Annotated in this window: 22 protein-coding genes; 20 read left to right on the top strand and 2 right to left on the bottom strand. The window is 50.9% G+C overall.

Features of this window, described 5'->3' with window-relative positions; translation table 11 throughout:
* Nucleotides 1–144 precede the first annotated feature (144 nt).
* The 11 genes from E2980_RS12715 to E2980_RS12675 all read left to right on the top strand — a co-directional run bounded on the left by E2980_RS12715 (nucleotide 145) and on the right by E2980_RS12675 (nucleotide 8,013).
* Nucleotides 145–852 (top strand): SAF domain-containing protein, encoded by a 708-nt coding sequence (locus E2980_RS12715; protein ID WP_135152554.1) that lies wholly within the window; start codon nucleotides 145–147, stop codon nucleotides 850–852.
* Nucleotides 852–1,688: a CpaE/TadZ family protein gene (locus tag E2980_RS12710; RefSeq protein WP_135152553.1), complete on the top strand. Its 837-nt coding sequence runs from the start codon at nucleotides 852–854 to the stop codon at nucleotides 1,686–1,688. The genes E2980_RS12715 and E2980_RS12710 overlap by 1 nt, the downstream gene beginning before the upstream one ends.
* Nucleotides 1,685–3,052 (top strand): ATPase, T2SS/T4P/T4SS family, encoded by a 1,368-nt coding sequence (locus E2980_RS12705; RefSeq protein ID WP_135152552.1) that lies wholly within the window; start codon nucleotides 1,685–1,687, stop codon nucleotides 3,050–3,052. Before E2980_RS12710 ends, E2980_RS12705 begins: the two co-directional genes overlap by 4 nt.
* A 227-nt stretch (nucleotides 3,053–3,279) precedes the next feature.
* Nucleotides 3,280–3,969 (top strand): type II secretion system F family protein, encoded by a 690-nt coding sequence (locus E2980_RS12700; protein ID WP_240703015.1) that lies wholly within the window; start codon nucleotides 3,280–3,282, stop codon nucleotides 3,967–3,969.
* A 25-nt stretch (nucleotides 3,970–3,994) separates the two neighbouring features.
* Nucleotides 3,995–4,888 carry a hypothetical protein gene (locus E2980_RS12695; protein ID WP_135152550.1) on the top strand — a complete coding sequence of 298 codons (894 nt, stop codon included), beginning with the start codon at nucleotides 3,995–3,997 and terminating at the stop codon, nucleotides 4,886–4,888.
* 15 nt (nucleotides 4,889–4,903) lie between these two features.
* Nucleotides 4,904–5,053 carry a hypothetical protein gene (locus E2980_RS24230; protein ID WP_167747105.1) on the top strand — a complete coding sequence of 50 codons (150 nt, stop codon included), beginning with the start codon at nucleotides 4,904–4,906 and terminating at the stop codon, nucleotides 5,051–5,053.
* A gap of 23 nt (nucleotides 5,054–5,076) precedes the next feature.
* Nucleotides 5,077–5,223 carry a hypothetical protein gene (locus E2980_RS24225; protein ID WP_167747104.1) on the top strand — a complete coding sequence of 49 codons (147 nt, stop codon included), beginning with the start codon at nucleotides 5,077–5,079 and terminating at the stop codon, nucleotides 5,221–5,223.
* A complete protein-coding gene (locus tag E2980_RS12690) occupies nucleotides 5,220–5,645 on the top strand; it encodes a hypothetical protein (protein ID WP_135152549.1) in 426 nt (141 codons plus the stop codon). Before E2980_RS24225 ends, E2980_RS12690 begins: the two co-directional genes overlap by 4 nt.
* A 22-nt stretch (nucleotides 5,646–5,667) precedes the next feature.
* Nucleotides 5,668–6,150 carry a hypothetical protein gene (locus E2980_RS12685; RefSeq protein WP_135152548.1) on the top strand — a complete coding sequence of 161 codons (483 nt, stop codon included), beginning with the start codon at nucleotides 5,668–5,670 and terminating at the stop codon, nucleotides 6,148–6,150.
* A 168-nt stretch (nucleotides 6,151–6,318) separates the two neighbouring features.
* Nucleotides 6,319–7,533: a M24 family metallopeptidase gene (locus E2980_RS12680; RefSeq protein WP_135152547.1), complete on the top strand. Its 1,215-nt coding sequence runs from the start codon at nucleotides 6,319–6,321 to the stop codon at nucleotides 7,531–7,533.
* Nucleotides 7,534–7,629: 96 nt separating this feature from the next.
* Nucleotides 7,630–8,013 carry an ATPase gene (locus tag E2980_RS12675; protein WP_135152546.1) on the top strand — a complete coding sequence of 128 codons (384 nt, stop codon included), beginning with the start codon at nucleotides 7,630–7,632 and terminating at the stop codon, nucleotides 8,011–8,013.
* Nucleotides 8,014–8,162: 149 nt separating this feature from the next.
* Here E2980_RS12675 and E2980_RS12670 read toward each other — a convergent pair whose 3' ends face one another.
* Entirely contained in the window at nucleotides 8,163–9,239 is a 1,077-nt protein-coding gene (locus E2980_RS12670; RefSeq protein WP_135152545.1) for an EAL domain-containing protein, read from the bottom strand.
* A gap of 143 nt (nucleotides 9,240–9,382) precedes the next feature.
* Here E2980_RS12670 and gatC point away from each other — a divergent pair, with 143 nt between their 5' ends.
* The 8 genes from gatC (at nucleotide 9,383) to E2980_RS12630 (ending at nucleotide 17,103) form a co-directional block, all read left to right on the top strand.
* Nucleotides 9,383–9,670, top strand: a complete 288-nt coding sequence (gene gatC, locus E2980_RS12665) for an Asp-tRNA(Asn)/Glu-tRNA(Gln) amidotransferase subunit GatC (RefSeq protein WP_135152544.1) — start codon at nucleotides 9,383–9,385, stop codon at nucleotides 9,668–9,670.
* A gap of 19 nt (nucleotides 9,671–9,689) precedes the next feature.
* Nucleotides 9,690–11,150: an Asp-tRNA(Asn)/Glu-tRNA(Gln) amidotransferase subunit GatA gene (gene gatA, locus E2980_RS12660; RefSeq protein WP_135152543.1), complete on the top strand. Its 1,461-nt coding sequence runs from the start codon at nucleotides 9,690–9,692 to the stop codon at nucleotides 11,148–11,150.
* Nucleotides 11,151–11,162: 12 nt separating this feature from the next.
* Nucleotides 11,163–12,596, top strand: coding sequence for an Asp-tRNA(Asn)/Glu-tRNA(Gln) amidotransferase subunit GatB (gene gatB, locus E2980_RS12655; protein ID WP_135152542.1), 1,434 nt, complete (start codon nucleotides 11,163–11,165; stop codon nucleotides 12,594–12,596).
* A 77-nt stretch (nucleotides 12,597–12,673) separates the two neighbouring features.
* Nucleotides 12,674–13,144, top strand: coding sequence for a GNAT family N-acetyltransferase (locus tag E2980_RS12650; protein WP_167747103.1), 471 nt, complete (start codon nucleotides 12,674–12,676; stop codon nucleotides 13,142–13,144).
* A gap of 109 nt (nucleotides 13,145–13,253) precedes the next feature.
* A complete protein-coding gene (locus tag E2980_RS12645) occupies nucleotides 13,254–13,958 on the top strand; it encodes an MgtC/SapB family protein (RefSeq protein ID WP_135152540.1) in 705 nt (234 codons plus the stop codon).
* A gap of 29 nt (nucleotides 13,959–13,987) precedes the next feature.
* Entirely contained in the window at nucleotides 13,988–14,656 is a 669-nt protein-coding gene (locus E2980_RS12640; RefSeq protein ID WP_135152539.1) for a hypothetical protein, read from the top strand.
* 114 nt (nucleotides 14,657–14,770) lie between these two features.
* A complete protein-coding gene (locus E2980_RS12635; protein ID WP_135152538.1) occupies nucleotides 14,771–15,202 on the top strand; it encodes a Fur family transcriptional regulator in 432 nt (143 codons plus the stop codon).
* A 161-nt stretch (nucleotides 15,203–15,363) separates the two neighbouring features.
* On the top strand, nucleotides 15,364–17,103 hold the full coding sequence (locus E2980_RS12630) for a glycosyl hydrolase family 18 protein (RefSeq protein WP_240703014.1): 1,740 nt from the start codon (nucleotides 15,364–15,366) through the stop codon (nucleotides 17,101–17,103).
* A gap of 67 nt (nucleotides 17,104–17,170) precedes the next feature.
* On the opposite strand, the gene E2980_RS12625 is transcribed toward E2980_RS12630, so the two are convergent.
* A complete protein-coding gene (locus E2980_RS12625; protein WP_135152537.1) occupies nucleotides 17,171–17,539 on the bottom strand; it encodes a DUF2614 family zinc ribbon-containing protein in 369 nt (122 codons plus the stop codon).
* A 173-nt stretch (nucleotides 17,540–17,712) separates the two neighbouring features.
* Here E2980_RS12625 and E2980_RS12620 point away from each other — a divergent pair, with 173 nt between their 5' ends.
* Entirely contained in the window at nucleotides 17,713–18,591 is an 879-nt protein-coding gene (locus tag E2980_RS12620; RefSeq protein ID WP_135152631.1) for a nucleotidyltransferase-like protein, read from the top strand.
* Nucleotides 18,592–18,870: the final 279 nt, after the last annotated feature.

The raw sequence follows: 18,870 nt of genomic DNA, 5'->3' as shown, positions 1-18,870 counted from the left end.
AGGCTTTACATGAGTTCGGTCATTTGATATAGTGAGCCTTGTCAAGCCGATATAGGCTAATGTTCGCTGCGAAGAACGCAGGCGATGGAGGGAAACCTTCAGCGCTTGCGTTTTTTTTATTTTCCGAGAGATGAGGGTGAAAGGATGAACAGGCGCAGGCAAGCGGCAATCAGTTTATCGGCCGCGGTCCTATCAGGATTGCTCGTATATGGCGTGTACTTACTTCAGTTAAGGCAGATTCAATTGCAAGAGACAGTGGACATCGTCGTTCCCAACCGATTCATATCGACAGGCACGAAGCTCGACCCGGAGCATTTGACTATGATCTCCTTGCCGCGATCCGCCATAACTCCGGAGATGATTACGGATTTGTCGGAGGCGGTCGGAATGGAGACCTCGGTACCGTTGGGAGGCCATGAGCCGTTGCTGCGATGGAAGGTGGACAAATATCCGTTATTGCCTCGCACCGGTCAATCGACTTTTCAAATTCCCAGGGAGTACGTCAAATCGGTATCAAACGGAATTCGCGCCGGGGACGAGGTCATGGTTTATTTATCGGACGAATCGACTGCGTCGCGCAAGCTATATGCCGATTCCATCCGCGTGGCGGGCGTCAAGACGGCGGCTAACCTCGAGATCGATAATCCCAAAAACCCGAATCTGATGTCTATGGCGAACGGAGACAAAGAAGGCATGTACGCTTCGAGGCGAGATGCCAACGGCACGATCGATTCGATTAATCTGAATTTGACGGAAGAGCAGTGGCTTGCGCTCGATTCAGCCTGCAAAGGGGGAACCGCAAAGTTGATTATCGCTTTTCAGGCTTCTTCTATTAAGGAGGATGAACAATAATGTCGGGAAGATTAGCGGCTTTCGCCGGCTCAACGCCCAATATCGGTACTTCTTTGACGGCATTCGGAACGGCCTATCGCATCGCGGCGCTGACAGGCCGCAAGGTCGGATACTTATGTCTGAATCTGAAAAGCGCGAAGACTCACCTTTACTTGGGCGTAGATAAACCGGACGTGACTTTGGACGGCGTAAGGCCCGAACTAAGAGCAGGCACGCTTACCGGGGAGAAATTAAGACAGTATGCTTTTCGTTCGCCCAAGCTTGGCGGTCTTCACGTTTTATTCGGAAATATGGCGAGAGAGCAAGCGGAATATTACGAACCCGACGATATGCGGCAATTGCTTTCGGCTGCCCGAGAGGCATTCGACTTGACGATCGCGGACGTAAGCGCCTATTGGGACAATGCGGCTACGGTATGCGCGATGCGGGAAGCCGATGATAGGTTTCTGGTTACGACCGACAGTCTCAGCCATTTTCAAGAGGATATTCATCGTTGGACCGGTCAAGTCGGATCGCAATTCGGTATGCTGCCGGAGCAATTTCAATTGGTGCTTCTGCACGGTAAACATGGAATAAAGGGAGGGTTTCGGATGAAGGAGATTCGTAAGGAAACCGGGTGTGCCGAATTCACGGAGCTGAGATTACTCGAGAGTATGCATTTGCAACTGGATAGCGGTCGATTGGATGAGTGGCTCGCGGCTGAAGAAAGAAACGCGGCGGCTTTCGACGCGGTGGCTAACCCTCTTATTAATCGTTTGAATTGGTCGCAAAGACTGCAGAAGACGGATAGACCTTGGTTACGCAGGTTAATGGTGCATAGAAGGAGAGACGGATGAGCGGGGAAGTTGCGGCCAAGCGGTTTTCTTCGTCTGCGTATGCGGCGGATTTGCAAAGCTCGTCCAGCAAAGGGGAGTTAGGTTCAGGGGATAATGCGGATGGATTGAACAGCTTGCGAGCGTACACGGAAGAAGTTCGTCATATGCTTGCGACTCCTAGAGGCTGGAGCGAAGAGGAACGTCGGCGTTACGCCGAGAAGCTCAACCGCGCGGTTATCGGTTTTCCGCAAGAGCGGGCCGAGATGCTGGCCATTATCTCGGATTGGATCATTAGGAAACGACTGCAGCATGTTTCCTTCGGCAGCCTTCCCTACGCGTCCTTGGCGGAAGCCTTGTTCGCCGAAGTCATCGGAATGAACATGCTGGAGCTTGTATTGCGCAATCGTGAAGGCTTGGAAGAGGTTCAGGTCGTTGGAACGCGCATCTTCGAGGTGCGCGACGGCAAGGCGACGGCATCCCCGTATCGTTTTCAGGATTTAAGCCATGTGGAGAGAATCCAGCAGAACCTGGTGCTTTTCAACAATGACAGAATTAATCCCCGCAAGAGATGGGCGGAGGTCCTTCTGCTGGATGGTTCGCGCGTCACCTTGACGGGCTTTGGATTCACGGCCCAACCGACTCTAACGATCCGTTTGTATACCGTCAAGCGGTTTAATCTCGAAACGCTGTGCAAGCCGGAGTACCGAACGATGGATGACCGAGTTCGCGAGCTGCTTCTCGTCATCGTTCGAAGTCGGTTTAATATGGTCGTTATCGGGGCTACCAATACCGGTAAAACGCATTTGATCAAAGCCCTGATCTCAGCCATGCCGGATGAAGAGCGGATCGTCACGATCGAGAGCCGTTATGAGCTTATGCTGGCGAGGGACTTCCCGGACAAGAACGTCGTGGAATACGAGTCGGACGAGGATGATCCGCTGCACGGTCCGAAGCAGGCATTCAAGCTGGCTCTTAGGCAATCCCCACAGCGAATATGCCATGCCGAGATTAGGGACGAGGATGCTAATATTTACGTGCGCGCCTGTACGAGAGGGCATGAAGGAAGCATAACTTCCGTGCACGCTAACGGCTTGGAGGATGTACCTGATACGATCACGGACATGTGCATGCTTGACGGCAGGGGAATGAACCCGATCTCTATGATCAGGAGAATCACGGAGCATGTGACGCATATCGGATTCGAGATGAGAATGATAGACGGTGTCCGGAAGCTGGCACGGGTAGGCGAATTCGAGTGGATAAACGGCGTGGTCCGGATCAGGGATCTCGTTCGTTACGAGGAGTCTACCGGCCAATGGGTATTTCCGCACAAATTTTCGGATAAAGCGTTGCAGAAAATTTCGAGGAGCGCTCAGACATGCTGAGGCTTGCTCTATTATCCCTTGTCGTTGCGTTATTCCTATTACTATACTTGAGCTTTCGTTACGGACTGTTAGCTTGGTGGGACAATCAATCCCGTAAGCGTAGGTTAAACTCAGGTAAATCGGGGCGCTGGAGTCCTCAAACATGGATGCGATTAAGCAAGCCGCATCAGCATGTTTTCGATTTGCTATTAGCCTTAGGATGGCGAATGAAAACAAGAGGTTTTGTAATGATCTCGGCGATTATGGGCCTTCTGGGCATAGTCGCCGGCGTGCTCGTTTTTCAATCTTTTCGTTCCGTCGTGACCCTTGTGCTGTTACTCGGCTCTTTTCCTTATTTGCTGCTACGGATGTCGTTAATCAATCGGCAGATGGCGACGCGACTCGAGTTCTTGCCGGCGGTAGAGTTATTCTACCAATCCTATTTGGTAACGGGTTGCCGCCATATTCGAGTCGCCCTGCAAAGGACGGTAGAAGAGCGGCGGCTTCCCGGTGAGGTCCAAGCCGTATTTGAACAGCTTTACCGGAATTTGTCCGTTAAGGAGGACGACGAGGGGAGCTTGCGACGGTTTTCACTGTCCTTCGGAAATGTGTGGGCGGATTATTTCGGAAGCATTCTGAAGGTGGCGCTAGAGGAGGGAAATAACGTGTCGGACAACTTGAAGGAGCTCGTATCCGACATGCGCAAAGCCCAAATGGCCAATCAAATAGAACGACACCGGCTGCTCGAGATTCGGATGGCTAACTTCGCTCCCGTATTGTTCTTGGCGCTATTTATGGGCGTTAACTTTCGGTTGAATCCGGAAGGCAGCTATACGTATTACGTTATTGATGCCGGGGGGAGAGGAATGCTTCTGAATGCCGTCGTGCTGTTGTTCGGATCGTTGATGATGGGACTTTATTTATCCAGAAGAAAATGACGACGGAGGGAGAAGGTAAACGACCGTGACGGAGTATATCCGAACGCTCATTATCGGGGTAGGAGGACTTGTACAGTTTGCTCTCCTATTCACAGGCACAACTCTTGTATTAAGGCTGCTGTTCGCTCCCCGCAATCGTTGGCGAATTCATTTGCGAGGTTGGGCAAATAAACAAACGCCGCGATGGTGGCTGAAAGTCTGGAGAACCGATCGCGAGAGCGTAACGTTGCAGGAAAGGCGGATGCTGCTCGCGGGATGCGGAATCCGATATCCGCCTGAGGCGTATTTGTCTTATCGCCGTTGCTTATTATTCGTGGTCCCTTGCATCGGAGGAGGGGTTTACTTGCTGGGAGAGCAGGGACTTGTTCCGGCTCCCATGAGTTGGAATCTCCTATTCGTATTGCTGATATTCGTAGGGTTGGCCGCCTGCGATCGAATGTGGCTGCAATCCTTCCGCCGTTATCGGACGGATCGGATAAGACGCGAGATCGTGGCCGTCAGCAGCCAGTTGCTCTACTATACAGGGTCAAGGCTGCATCTCCACGGCAAGCTCATGAAATGCCTTGCTTTAACCCGGCACATCCGTGGCGAGATGGGATTGTTGCTTAACGAGTGGTACCATGACGCGGACTCTGCTCTTAAGCGCTTTAAGGAGCGACTAGGAACCGACGAGGCTTACGGCTTCGCCGAGAGCATGCGTTCGCTCCGCCTCAATGAGAGCCAAGAGATATACGATATGCTCCGCGAGGTTGTGAGGGATTACAAAGCCCAGATCGAGTTAGCCAAGGACAGCCGCAAGGAAACGACTTCTTATCTCCTGTTCGTGCTGGCTGGAATCCCTATTTTGTATACGTTTCAGATCTTTCTTTACCCTTGGGTGCAAGAAGCGGCTAAACTCTTCGATGCCCTTAATCCTTAGAAAGGAGGCGATTGGATGAGGAATATTCTGATTACTGTAATGATGCTCATTGTCGTGGCCTTAATGTTCAACGCGATCGTTGCCCAAGACAATACGGGAACCCGTGCGCGAATTGAGACGCATGGAACCACGGCCAACACGACTCTTGGAAATTTACAGCCATAAGGGGACGGAAAGGGGAACTTGGGATGCGACAACTGCTAATGACCATGTTATTAATCGTTACGGTCGTGATTCTTTATACGAACATTGCGCAAGGCGATGAGGGGACGCAAGGAAAAATCACTTCCGCCGGTGACCGGATGGCGGATCAAATCTCTCGGATCAGCCCGTGAAGCAATTGCTTGTTTTCGTATTATTCGCCTCCTTGTTCTGCTGGTTGATGTTTTCCCCGATATACAAGCATGTACTGGTCATTCGGCAAGCCTTGCTCCAGCAAGAGGCCGATTATTTGCTAGAGATCGGCGCCAGCGGAAGATACGGGTACATCGACGGCGATATGGTCGCCGAATCCCGGGATCGGCTCGCTCGTTATGGATTCAACGCCCCGATGCTTGAATACGCGGTTACCTCCACGACGGGAGCCGAAGGCGATAATGCTTCGGCCCCTTTGCCCAGAGGGACCGGCATTCAACTGCGAATTACTTATCCCTACGATAATCTGCTGAATATCGATCGGTTGATCGGGCTCGAGCCTCCTTCGGGGGATGCCCGAATCGGCGGCGGCGGAATGAAGATGAGCGAGTATGTTCCATAACCTAAGCTATTGAGGAGAAGTTATGGCTAAGCTAGTATTCAGCGTTCTAATGATCGTCGTTTGGTGGATGCTCCACGCATTGCAGATGGATGAAGAGGTGGCAATGGGGACGGTTCACGAAGCAAAGCGCGCCGTTGATCGTGCGGCTCACGCAGCGGCGCAGCAGTTGGACCGGGACAAGCTCGAGATGGGCGTGCTCTCGATTCAAACGGATCTTGCGGAGGATGCGACATTGGCTTACTTAAGGGAAAATCTATCGCTCGATGCCAGCTTGAGTCCGCTGCCGGGAAGCTTCCTAAGGGATACGGTCGAAGTCCGGGCATTCGAGATCGTTAATGAGGATGCGGTATTTCCTTATACCTACAGCAACTCCTTGTATGACTACGAGGTTACTCTTGATCGTCCGGGGGTGGTATTGGTCGTTCACGTGGTGTACCCTCGGTTGTTCGGCGTGCTCGCCCCCGTAGAATGGGATTTGGAAGGCTCCGCGGAATTGGTGTACTAATCGATCGGAAAGTATAAGTTTCTATGTCCTTATACTCATCTGATCGCACGATACAAACGTGTACCACCATCCAATGACGGCGAAGTCGTTTTACTTGGCATGGTTGACGCAATGCCCCTTCTTTGCTCTAATAATATCGTATGGAAGACACGAAGGGGCGTTGACCGAATGCAAAAGAAGCCGCCGCAGGATGAGTGGTTGAACCGCTCGCTCAAGCTTCAACGAAAACTCGCCGAGAACGATATCGCCGGTTGTTTGGTTTCGCAAAATGTTGGAATCTATTACTTCGCCGGTTCTATGCAAACCGGTTATTTGTTCGTGCCCGTTGAAGGGGAACCAACCTTTTACGTCAGAAGAAGCGTGGTACGGGCATTTCGCGAGTCTGCCATACGAACGGTAGAATTGAATTCCTTCCGGAATTTCGGCAAGCAGTTGGCAACGGATTATCCTGCCCTATTCTCCTCCCCGGATCAGCCTCCGATCATTGGAGCCGATCTCGACGTCATGCCGGCTCAACTGTATTTGCGGTTGGCAGAAGCGATTCCCCAAGCGAAGTGGAAGGATGCCTCGGCGTTGCTTAGAGGAGTTAGGAGCGTGAAATCCTCTTATGAAATCGAACGCATCTCTAGAGCCGCCGCTGTTGTTTCAACGGCTTTGGATGCAGGAATAGCTGGCTTGAAGGAAGGAATGACTGAACTAGAGCTCATGGCGATCATCGAGAATTCGCTCCGCTCGCAAGGACATATCGGGTTAATGCGGATGCGCGGATATAATCAAGAGATCGTGACAGGCGTCATCGCAGCCGGGGAAGCGGCAGCGGAACCTACCTATTTCGACGGTCCGGCAGGCGGGAGGGGATTATCTCCCGCTGCCCCGCAAGGCGTGAGCCTCCGTTCGATCGGGCGCAACGAACCTATTATCATCGACATTGGATGCTGCTTGGACGGCTATACGATTGATCAAACTCGCATGGCCGTCGTCGGTGAGCTTTCCCCGGAGCTGCAGACGGCGTATGAAGTGGCCGAATTAATCATGAGGAGCAGCGAGCGTTTGCTTCGTCCGGGTACAACGCCGGAGGAACTATACGTTCAGGCGTTGGAGCTGGCGGAAGAAGCGGGATTGTCGGATCACTTCATGGGCTACGGCGCGGACCAAGTGAAATTTCTCGGTCATGGAATCGGACTGGAAATCGATGAATGGCCAGTGCTCGCACGAGGATTTCGGGAACCGCTTAAACCCGGGATGACGCTGGCAATCGAGCCGAAGTTTACTTTCCCGGGCTTGGGAGTCGTCGGAATCGAGAATACGTACCTCGTCACGGAAACGGGATATAGAGAATTGACGGTATCGCCGGAGAAGATCTATAAATCGCAAGATTCATAAAGGACAGCGACTCCCAAACGACAACATTTGCATAGGGTAGTACTTTTTTAGTAGGATAGTAGTATTGCCGGACGTATTGGGAAGGGGAGAATCGGTATGCTGAAGTTAGGGGAGAAAATCGTTATCGTGGATGACCGGTTTGAGCAAAATTTGCCTTTGGGCGAGTACGGGTACGTAATCGCTTATGACCGTAATAACGATAGCGCGTTTGATTATATTATTCGAGTACCGAGTGCAAATAGGCAATTCTATGTGCCCTGTGAAGATATTGAATTGGAAGAAACTTTGCTAGAACTTGAGGTTCAACGCATCGAAAGGGAATCGCTTATCGACTTTGCCTTGGTTACCCGCAATGAGGAGCTCTTCAAGCGAATCATGAACGGCAGCCAGGAAGAGGAACTGCCGGTGGAAGAGACGACCAAAGAAGCGCTTACTCGAGAGGAATTCATCCGCCAAGTCAACTTAAAAGCCTGGATATAATCCGAACGCAATAAACGCACCGTTAGCCTCTTGAAATTCTTCAAGATGCTCGCGGTGCGTATTATTATACGATCTCATCTGATCGCTCGACTCAAACGTATATCCCCGTCCTAAGGACGGTGAAGCCGTTTATGCTTATAAATCGCCATTTACCTCACGGCTGCGGGGACGGCGGCTGGAACAGGCTGAGCCCGACCGAACAAATAACCTTGGAACAGCGGGACTCCCGCTTTTCTCAGGAAATCCCACTCCTCCTGGCGTTCTACGCCCTCCGCTAATACCACTCCGTTAAAACGGGAAACGTGTTCCAACAGATCGTTAATATAACGTTGTTTTTTCGTGTCGCTATCGCACTGACCGACCCATCTGCGGTCCATCTTCACATAATCCGGTTGAAGACGATCTAAAACATCCATTGTCGCAAATCCGTTTCCGACGTCATCGAGCGCAAGACGAACGCCTTCTTGCCTGTAAACGTCGAATACTTTGGACAGCCTTGGGTCATCCAGCGGCTCCGTTTCCATGACTTCGAATACGTAATCGCCGGGATCCGTTCCGGTTTCTTTCATCATCTCGAAGGTCCCTTTCAAGCAAGTGTCCGGATGATGCAAGGAGGAAGGCAGGAAGTTAATGAACCGCTTCATCCCGGGTTGTAGATGGGATGCGCCCATTTTGATAGCGGAATGCCTTGCCGCCCGATCCAAGAAGGAATGCTGGCCGATTCTTCTCGCGGTTTCGAACAGCTCTGCGGGACGAAAAGGCATCTGTTCGGGCAACGAACGCAGAAGAAATTCGTACCCGACGATGTTCCCGCTTGGTTGAACGACGGGCTGTAGATGAGTAGTAAACAACCGATGTAAGATATAGTCGAACACGCTGTGGCCGCTAACTTCGCCGAACAGCTCGGATAAAGGGAACCAGCCTTCGTTATCTTGTTCCTCGCTCGTATTAGAATGACTGTTTTGATCCATTTCATCCTTATACGATATGCGACACTGAATGCTATCGGCATTCAAGTCTCGACCTTGTCGTTGAAGCTTGCCCATAAGATGAAGAAGCTGCTGCTGATTGTCGTAACGCAGAGCTAGAGGCAAATCCTCCGATTGCGCGAATTCAGTAATCGCGTTTGTTAGTATTTTTTGCGCACCCGGATCATCGGAGGCGAATTCAACAAATCCGGCATCCTTTAGCGGCACCGATGATAAAGCTTTATGGAAACGGGACATGTCGTTCCCTCCTTGTCTCTATCGCCTATTATTACCCCATACAGGTGGCTCTAAAGCAGCGTTGAATCATTGAGTTCCCTTAGTTTGTCCGATATAATGAAAAGAATGAGCGGATATGGAGAAATAGGGAGGGTAATACAAGCATGAGCATAACGATCAAAGATGTCGAACATGTTGCGAATTTGGCGCGTCTTGAGCTGTCGGAAGCGGAGAAGGAACAATTTGCCGGGCAGTTGAACGCGATATTGAAATATGCCGAGAAATTAAACGAGCTGGACACGGACGGCATTGAACCGACCAGTCATGTGCTGCCGCTGGCAAACGTGATGAGGGAAGATGCGGTAAAGCCTTCTTGGCCGATCGAGAAAGTACTTCTCAACGCTCCCGAAGAAGAGGACGGCCAGTTCAAGGTGCCTGCGGTTCTGGAATAAAGATTAGGAGGAGCTTAGAATGTCGGTTTTCGATCTGAGATTATCCGAAATACATAATCGTCTTACCCATAAACAATTATCCGTCACCGAGCTGGTGGAGCAGTCCATAAAGCGGATTTCCGATACGGACGAAAAGATTGGCGCATTTCTCGCGTTGAATGAAGAAGGTGCTCGCAAGGAAGCCAAGGCTCTGGATGCGCAAATGGCATCAGGCGGAGAACGGGGCTTATTGTTCGGCGTTCCCGCGGGAATCAAGGATAATATCGTAACCGAAGGCTTACGCACGACATGCGGCAGTAAATTCCTGAAGAACCATGATCCGATTTACGACGCGGCCGTCGTGACTAAGCTTCGCGCCGCGCAATCGGTTACGATAGGCAAGCTGAACATGGACGAATTCGCAATGGGCGGTTCCAATGAGAACTCCGCCTTTCGCGCCGTTCGCAATCCTTGGGATTTAGAACGCGTTCCCGGCGGTTCCAGCGGCGGTTCCGCAGCAGCTGTCGCGGCCGGGCAGGTTTATTTTACGCTCGGTTCGGACACGGGCGGTTCTATTCGTCAACCCGCTGCCTATTGCGGCGTCGTTGGATTAAAGCCGACATACGGTCTAGTTTCCCGATTCGGACTCGTCGCATTTGCTTCGTCTCTTGATCAAATCGGGCCGATCACGAAGAATGTGGAAGACTCCGCCTATGTCCTGCAAGCGATCGCGGGCCATGACGAGAGGGATTCGACTTCGGCTAACGTAGAGATACCCGACTATTTGTCCGCCCTTACCGGAGACGTCAAAGGATTGAGAATCGGCGTGCCTAAAGAATATTTGGGTCAAGGCATCGATCCGCAAGTGAAGGAACGAGTACTGGAAGCATTGAAGGTATTCGAATCGATGGGCGCGGTATGGGAGGAAGTTTCATTGCCGCATACCGATTATGCCGTCGCCACTTATTATTTGCTCGCCTCTTCCGAAGCATCCTCCAATCTGGCCCGTTTCGACGGAGTTCGTTACGGCGTGCGCGCAGAAAATCCGACCAATTTGCTGGACCTGTATCGCCGCTCCCGCAGCGAAGGGTTCGGTCCCGAAGTGAAGAGAAGGATCATGTTAGGTACCTATGCGCTTAGCTCGGGCTATTATGACGCTTATTATAAGAAGGCTCAGCAAGTTCGCACGTTGATCAAGCAAGATTTCGATCAAGTATTCGAGAAATTCGATCTGATTATCGGCCCGACCGCTCCAACGCCAGCTTTTAAATTGGGTGAGCAAGTCGGAGATCCTCTCACGATGTACTTGAATGATATATGCACGATCCCCGTCAGCTTGGCGGGAGTACCGGCGATCAGCATTCCTTGCGGAACGGCGGAGGGGTTGCCGGTCGGCTTGCAAATCATCGGCAAGCCTTTCGACGAGAGCACGGTTCTGAGAGCGGCGCACGCATTCGAAAGCCAAACCGGGTTTCACGACCTGCGTCCGGCTCTGTCTTAGGAGGAGCGCAACATGTCTAAATACGAAACGGTCGTCGGTCTTGAGGTACACGTCGAGTTGCATACGAAATCGAAAATTTTCTGCGGATGCTCGACTTCTTTCGGCGCGCCGCCCAACACGCATACTTGCCCGGTATGCCTAGGCCATCCGGGAGTTCTTCCGGTCTTAAATCGCCAAGCTGTGGAATATGCGATGAAGGCCGCCATGGCTATCAACTGCGAAATCGCCGAATGGTGCAAGTTCGACCGCAAAAATTATTTTTATCCCGACTCGCCGAAAGCTTATCAGATCTCCCAATTCGACCAACCGATCGGCCAGAACGGCTGGATCGACATCGAAGTGAACGGCCAAACCAAACGAATCGGCATTACTCGCCTTCATCTGGAGGAAGATGCCGGCAAGCTCACGCATATAGACGGCGGATTCGGTTCCCTCGTCGACTTAAACCGGGTGGGTACTCCGCTCGTGGAAATCGTCTCGGAACCCGACATCCGTTCTCCTGAAGAGGCGAAAGCCTATTTGGAGAAGTTAAGAGCCATTATGCAATATTGCGATGTCTCCGACGTAAAGATGGAGGAAGGCAGCCTTCGTTGCGATGCCAACATCAGTATCCGCCCGTTCGGTCAAGAAAAGTTCGGAACCCGCGCGGAGCTTAAGAACATGAACTCCTTCCGCGGAGTTCAACGGGGTCTCGAGTACGAAGAAATTCGCCAGGCCGAAGTTCTGGACGGAGGCGGCGCAGTCGTGCAAGAGACGAGACGCTGGGATGACGAACAAGGGAAAACAATCAGCATGCGGAGCAAGGAAGAAGCGCATGACTACCGCTATTTCCCGGATCCGGATCTGGTTCGCTTGCATATCGATGCGGAGTGGAAAGCACGAGTTCTCGCTTCGATTCCAGAGCTCCCGGATGCCAGGCAAGCCCGATATATTCAACAATATGGACTGTCCTCTTATGATTCGAGCGTGTTAACGGCTTCGATGAAGCTAGCGGATTTCTTCGAGGAAAGCCTCGAGCATACGAACGACGCTAAAGCTTCGGCAAATTGGATCATGGGCGACCTGCTTGGTTACTTGAATGCCAATAACTTGGAGCTTGACGACGTCAAGATCACGGGACAAGGCTTGGGCGAGATGATCCAACTTATCGAGAAGGGCACGATCAGCTCGAAAATCGCAAAAACCGTGTTTAAAGGCTTGGTCGAAACGGGTAAATCGCCTCAACGGATCGTAGAAGAGCAGGGCTTGGTACAAATCAGTGACGAAGGCGCCATTCTGTCGGTCGTTGATGCGGTTATCGCAGCTAATCCGCAGTCCGTCGAGGATTTCCGTAACGGCAAGGAAAAAGCGATCGGTTTCCTCGTAGGTCAGATCATGAAGGAAACGAAGGGTAAAGCTAATCCGGGGCTCGTAAATAAGCTGCTGGTAGAACGATTAAACGCATAGAAATGATTGGGAAACGACAAATTCGCTTATCGGCGGGTTTGTCGTTTTATCTCATTTTCCGGTAGGAGGTTCTGAATGTGGGGATTGTTTCATTAGATATCAGACAAAGGGAGACGGCTGAAGAGATATGGGCGCTGCAGCATCCGGCCTATCGGCTGGAAGCCGCGCTTATCGGCGTCTCCGATTTACCTCCTCTTCGCGATACGATCCAGTCCCTGCAGGAATGCGGCGAGACGTTCCTGGGTTACAGAGACAGTCAGGGGGACCTTGTCGGAGCGGTTTCTTGCGAGAAGGAGAAGCTGGAGCATTATACAATCTGCAGACTGATGGTACATCCAGAACATCTTCGTCAAGGTATCGGAAGTTTGCTGATGGTGCGTTTGTTATCCGAGAAACCGAGAAACGCGACTTGGACCGTAACTGCCGAGGTACGCAATCTGCCTGCAATCGCCCTGTATGAACGCTTTGACTTTATTCGGCAGGAAACATTCAAACCTATACCGTCCATCGAGATGCTAAGGCTTGTTCGCGCTCCGCATAGCTCATGAAGCTTGTAGCTCCGACCTTAGCCTAGGTTTTGTCCCCGTCCGAAAACCATTGTTTGGCCAAATTCCAGCATGATACAATAATAAAAATGAATCGACGAAAGGGATGCGCATGCACAATCCTTGGGTGATAGACAACGTGCATCTGGTTATCCGGTTGCTCCTATCCGTCTTGCTGGGCGGATTGGTCGGGTATGAAAGAGAACGCAAAAATCATGCTGCCGGTTTGCGAACGCACACTTTAGTCTGCTTGGGCTCCTGTTTGTTGATGATCCTATCGATGTACGGATTTGCGGACTTCGCCGATCAACCTAACGTACGCTTGGATCCTGCGCGTCTGGCTGCGCAAGTCATAACTGGCGTCGGCTTTCTGGGTGCGGGAACGATCCTGTTTACCGGAAAATCGATTACGGGGTTGACGACGGCGGCATCCATATGGGTGGTTATGGCTGTGGGGCTCACGGTTGGAGCGGGATTCTACATGCCTGCGATTCTGTCCGCGGTCATGGTGCTTCTCGTCCTGTGGGGTTTAAACATCGTGGAGAAACGTTACGTCAATCATCGGCGCGAATGTACGTTCACCCTTACAACCGGAAATTCGCCGCCTCGCGTTGAAAGCTTTCAAAGCCTGCTGACTCAGCACAAAGCCAAGTTGGTCAAGATCCGATTCGTGGATGAGGAGGACTCCGTGCAAGAGTCTGAGCCAAAACTGAGGCGAATCGTGATCACGGTTATCCTTCCGCACAGGGAACAATTGATGGCCATCGCGGACGAGTTTAACAGAATGTCTGGTGTAAGTTCCGTGGCGGCGGAATAAAATAAGTCGACTGAGTCGGAGGGATTAGAGTGAAAGAATCGGACAGTTGGGATAACCCGAATGAATATCCGTTGCCTCCGAACCCGGATGGGGACAATCGCATGCAACAGGAGCAATGGGCGGGTTTCGGAGCGTCTTCGGATTCGGGTTACCCTCAAGGGAGGATGCCGGAGTCTAATGGAAGAAAAAGAAAATGGATAGCCGGTTTGTTAGCTTTTCTAATTCCGGGGATCGGGCATATGTATTTAGGGCTGATGGTAAAAGGTATCGTGCTCATGATGCTCGTGGCGCTTGATATTACGGCAATCGTTTACGTCTCCATTGAGGTCGAGAATGTTTTATCCATCGTGCTTCTGAGTTTGTTGCTTCCGATCATCTACTTCTATAACTTGTTCGATGCCATTCAAAGCACGGAAACGGTGAATGACCGACATACTGCAGCCGCGGTTAACGGTAGAGGCTGGACGGAGCAAAACTCTAAGCCGAGCGTGGAGGAAAGCTTTGCGCGGAACGTTCCGCCGGTCGGAATTCTGTTTCTTGCGGGCGCGGGAATCGTTATTCTTGTCATGGCGGGAACCGACTGGACCGACTGGCTCTTCAACTCCTTTGGTTCGATGTTTGGGGCTGTCATATTGATCTGTGCCGGCATTGGTTTATGGTTCTGGGAAACGAAGGGGCAGCAGGGTAAAGGGAATTGACCCAACGCTTGAGATGGAGGGTTGTATCTTCCATTGACAACATTCGGATACGTTACGTAGAATAAGGCTATACTTACATTCTATATCAGACGATATACGAAAGGCTGTGAGAGCATGGACTCCAAGGTCGAGCATGCCGTGGACCAGCTCAAATCCGGCGGCGTCCGGATGACCCCGCAACGGTACGCTATTCTTCAATTTCTTATGGAATCATTTTCTCATCCGACCGCAGATGATATTTTTCGCGCGCTATCTCCGCAGTATCCAAGTCTTAGCGTCGCTACGGTTTATAACAATTTGAAGGTTTTCGTGGATGCCGGCCTTGTGCGCGAGCTAACCTACGGGGACGATTCCAGTCGCTTCGACGGGGATATGTCCGATCACTACCATATTACATGCACGAATTGCGGTACGATAGTCGACTTTGATCATCCTCCGGTCAAGGAAGTCGAACAAGCAGCAACGTCAGCAACCGGTTTTAGCGTCTTTGGCCATCGGTTGGAAATATACGGGCTTTGTCCGACGTGCAAACGGATGCATTCTTAATTTCAATGATATCGATCAAGCACGCAGGGATAACGCCTTAGCGTGTTTTTTATTTCGATTATCAGGGCTCGTTAAACTAGCAACTTTCCGGTTGATCGGATCGTTCTTCATAGAGGGACAGGCTTTGCATCCAGTTAGGCAGAAACGGAGAGTGAACGGAATTGAATACCGAACTAATGACCGGTTCGCGACGTTCTCGTAAAAGATCCGGAGCGTGGTTGATCTTCTTACTGGTGTTCGTGATAGCGGCAGTTGCCGCGGCGTGGTGGAAATCCTCCCATTCAGCGAATACTTCCTATAGCAAGCCTTCCTATACTTCAAACCCTTTTCCGGTCATGGTTCAAGGGAAATGGACGGATGCTTATGCGCAAGGAACAAAAGAAGGATTGCTTATCCCGTTAGAAATAGCGCAACAGTTGTTGGGCGATGGGATTCATTACGAGGAGAAAACGGAGACCATCATCTTAACGACGGATACGAAAGTTCTGCATTTCAAGACGGGCAAGCTGGATGCGACATTGAATCAAAAACCTTTCGCTTTGAGGTTTGCCGCCAAAAAAGTGAATGAAACGCTCTATTTGCCCGTTGCGCCGCTCACCGAACTGTTCGGAGTGAAGGCAGAAATTAGCGAGCCTTCGGCGATCGTATCTCTGTTTAAGCCCGGAGAGGCTGTTCAGCATGCAGGCGTTCCCGACGAAAAGGCCAAGGGAATCAAGCTTCGGGAAGGTCCGGACAAGTCTTACCCGATCGTTGAGGATTTGCCGGCGGGAGCCGATTTGCGATTGTGGGGGGAGACGGATGGGTGGTATCAGGTCCAATCCAAATCCGGCCATATCGGATTCGTAGCCAAGGGAGGCGTGACCTTGCTCCCCGTGGAAACGATCACCGCGGATATCACTTCCGAAGAGCCTTTCGTGGCTTGGAAAGGTCGCGGGAAGCGTATTAATCTGACGTGGGAGGCAGTCTACTCCGCGAACCCCGATACGGATAAAATCGGCGAGCTTCCCGGTGTTAACGTGGTAAGCCCGAGTTGGTTCGAACTCATCGACGGCAAGGGCAGCATTAGCAGTAAAGCCGATGCGGGTTACTCCGCTTGGGCGCGGTCCAAGGGAATTCACGTGTGGGGCCTCTTTAGCAACGGATTCGAACCCGATCGGACGCATGCTGCTCTTGCTGCGTATGAATCGCGGTTTAAGATGATCCAACAAATGTTAGCCTATGCGAAGACGTTTAAGCTCCAAGGAATCAATATCGATTTCGAAAATGTATATACCAAAGACAAGGAAAACCTGGTTCAGTTCATGAGGGAAATGACGCCGCTTCTGCATGAGCAGAATCTCGTCGTGTCCATCGATGTCACTCCAAAGTCCAATAGCGAGATGTGGTCCGTATTTTTGGATAGGGAGCGGTTGGGGGCTATCGTGGATTTCATGATGGTCATGGCGTATGACGAGCATTGGGCTTCCAGTCCCGTCTCCGGGTCGGTATCCTCGCTGCCTTGGGCGGAAACTTCGGTGAGGCGCATACTGAAAGAGGACGGAGTTCCTGCCGATAAGCTTATCCTGGGCATTCCCCTTTACACGCGAATATGGACGGAAGAGCCGAAGGGCGCAGAAGGTGTCGAGGTATCCTCTAAGACCATGGACATGGATGCGGTTAAGGATTTGATTAAAGAAAAGAAGCTTAAACCTGCATTCTCCGAGGTAACGGGACAGCGCTACGTGGAATTTAAGGAAGGCAATGCGGTCAAAAAGATATGGATTGAGGATGCGGCTTCCATTAAAGCCCGTGCGGAGCTGGCCAAGAAATACAATTTAGCCGGTGTAGCTTCGTGGCGCCGGGGCTTTGAGTCGGCCGATATTTGGGGAGTCTTGGACAAAGCGCTTCAGAGCAGGCCGTGACATAGGAATGTGTAAAGTTACAAAAAACCTCCGGATGCAGATAACCGGAGGTTTTTTGCTAGAGCTTCTATGGTTGCGATTGCAGGGGCGTTTCCTGAGGGGCTGCATCCCCGGTAGCTTTCGTAGGATCCAACGTAAGAATCGTATGGCAATACATGCATCGATCCGTCGTTCCCAGCATCTTCGTTCTTTTGCCGCATTCCGGGCAATCGATGACTGGCGCGCTCGTGGACAACATGCCGACCCAGAAGTAAATCCCCATACTTACGAAGCAACTGATTATCCCGAATACCATGAATACGGCGGCAATAATTTTCCCTACGTCCCCGAACAATAAAATTCCGCTAGTCCCGAAGACCATGATTCCCATGCCTACCATAACGAGGAGAAGTCCCCATGTTCGCATCGTCGATATTTTGCTGGCTTTCCATTTCATGTTGCTTTCTCCCATCCGTTTACCCGATCCTGATCGTTAGCAGGAAACTAGAGGTATGTTGTAGAACTAGACCATACTCGTAGTTTAATTATAGCTCACATTTCGTAGACAGACCACATTAGTTGGCTGCGTGGCACTGAGACGCTAATAAGGATGTGAAATAAGTGGCACAGATGGACAAGAGGGCTTTCTATGTAGAAGGGTTGGGTCAAGAGAAAGGATTAATCAGCCTTCTTCTCGTAGCGAATCCATTCGCGTACCAACCGTTAATAGACGGGATGGACCGACTTGCTCTTATTGTTACGAGCGTATCTAGCCCGGAGAAGGATACCGAGCATTGGATATGGAATGACTTTCGCATCCTGGTTAGAAGAGTGACTCCGGAAAAGCTGGAAAGCTGGATCGTTAGCAGCCCTAATAGGAATGTCATCTATTGGCTCGTTCAAGGAGAGATCTTGATCGACCGCGACAGCTACCTAACGAATCTGCGTGATCGACTTATGGAATGGTCTCCGCTCATCCGCGAGCAGAAGCTTCTCAGCGAGTTCTCGCAATTCATTCGTTCTTATTTGCAAGCTAAGCAAGATCTAAAGGATGGACAAGTACTTGATGCTTATTCTAATGTATTATCCTCTTTGCACTACTGGGCTCATATTGCCCTTGTGGAGGAAGGGATGCATCCCGAGTTGACCGTGTGGGAGCAAATGAGGAGAGTAAATCCGGGAATCTATAAATTGTTCGAGGAATTAACGACGAGCGGGGAGTCTCTTGAGAAAAGGGTACAGCTCGTGCTGCTAGCCTGCGAGTTCTCCATCCTCAATAAAATGGAATCCTCGTGCGCGTTGCTTATTCGTTTAATCGAAAGCCGCTCCGAATCTTGGACGCCATCAGAGCTTCTTCAGCATCCTGATTTATCCGGCCTGTCTTTGGAGTTATCGGTGCTTCTACAGAAACTCGTGAACCGTGGATGCATTCGCGAAATCGCAAAGGCTTCGAGGGACTCCATTAGCGGATTACTGGAGCTCAGATATACCTCCGCAAGCGTCAAATAAATCGAATAAAAAATGTCGAAAAAACCGTTGACTTGGCCTAATGTTCTGTGATAAATTATATCTCGCCGCTGAAAAAGCATTAAGATGCGGACACGGTGAATATCAAGCAATGCAAACAAAGTTAAAAATAATGCTTGCATTGACGGTACGAACTGTGGTATATTATAAAAGTCGCCGTTAGCGCGGTAGACACGAAAACGAAACACGAATTGTTCTTTGAAAACTGAACATTGAGCGTAAGAAACAAACAATCGTCGAGGTCGACTTTCGAGTCGGCTA

Origin of the sequence: Cohnella luojiensis, assembly GCF_004564235.1 — a bacterium.
GTDB lineage: Bacteria > Bacillota > Bacilli > Paenibacillales > Paenibacillaceae > Cohnella > Cohnella luojiensis.
The sequence above is the reverse complement of the archived record's forward strand: the minus strand, read 5'-3'. Positions and strand labels throughout refer to the sequence as shown.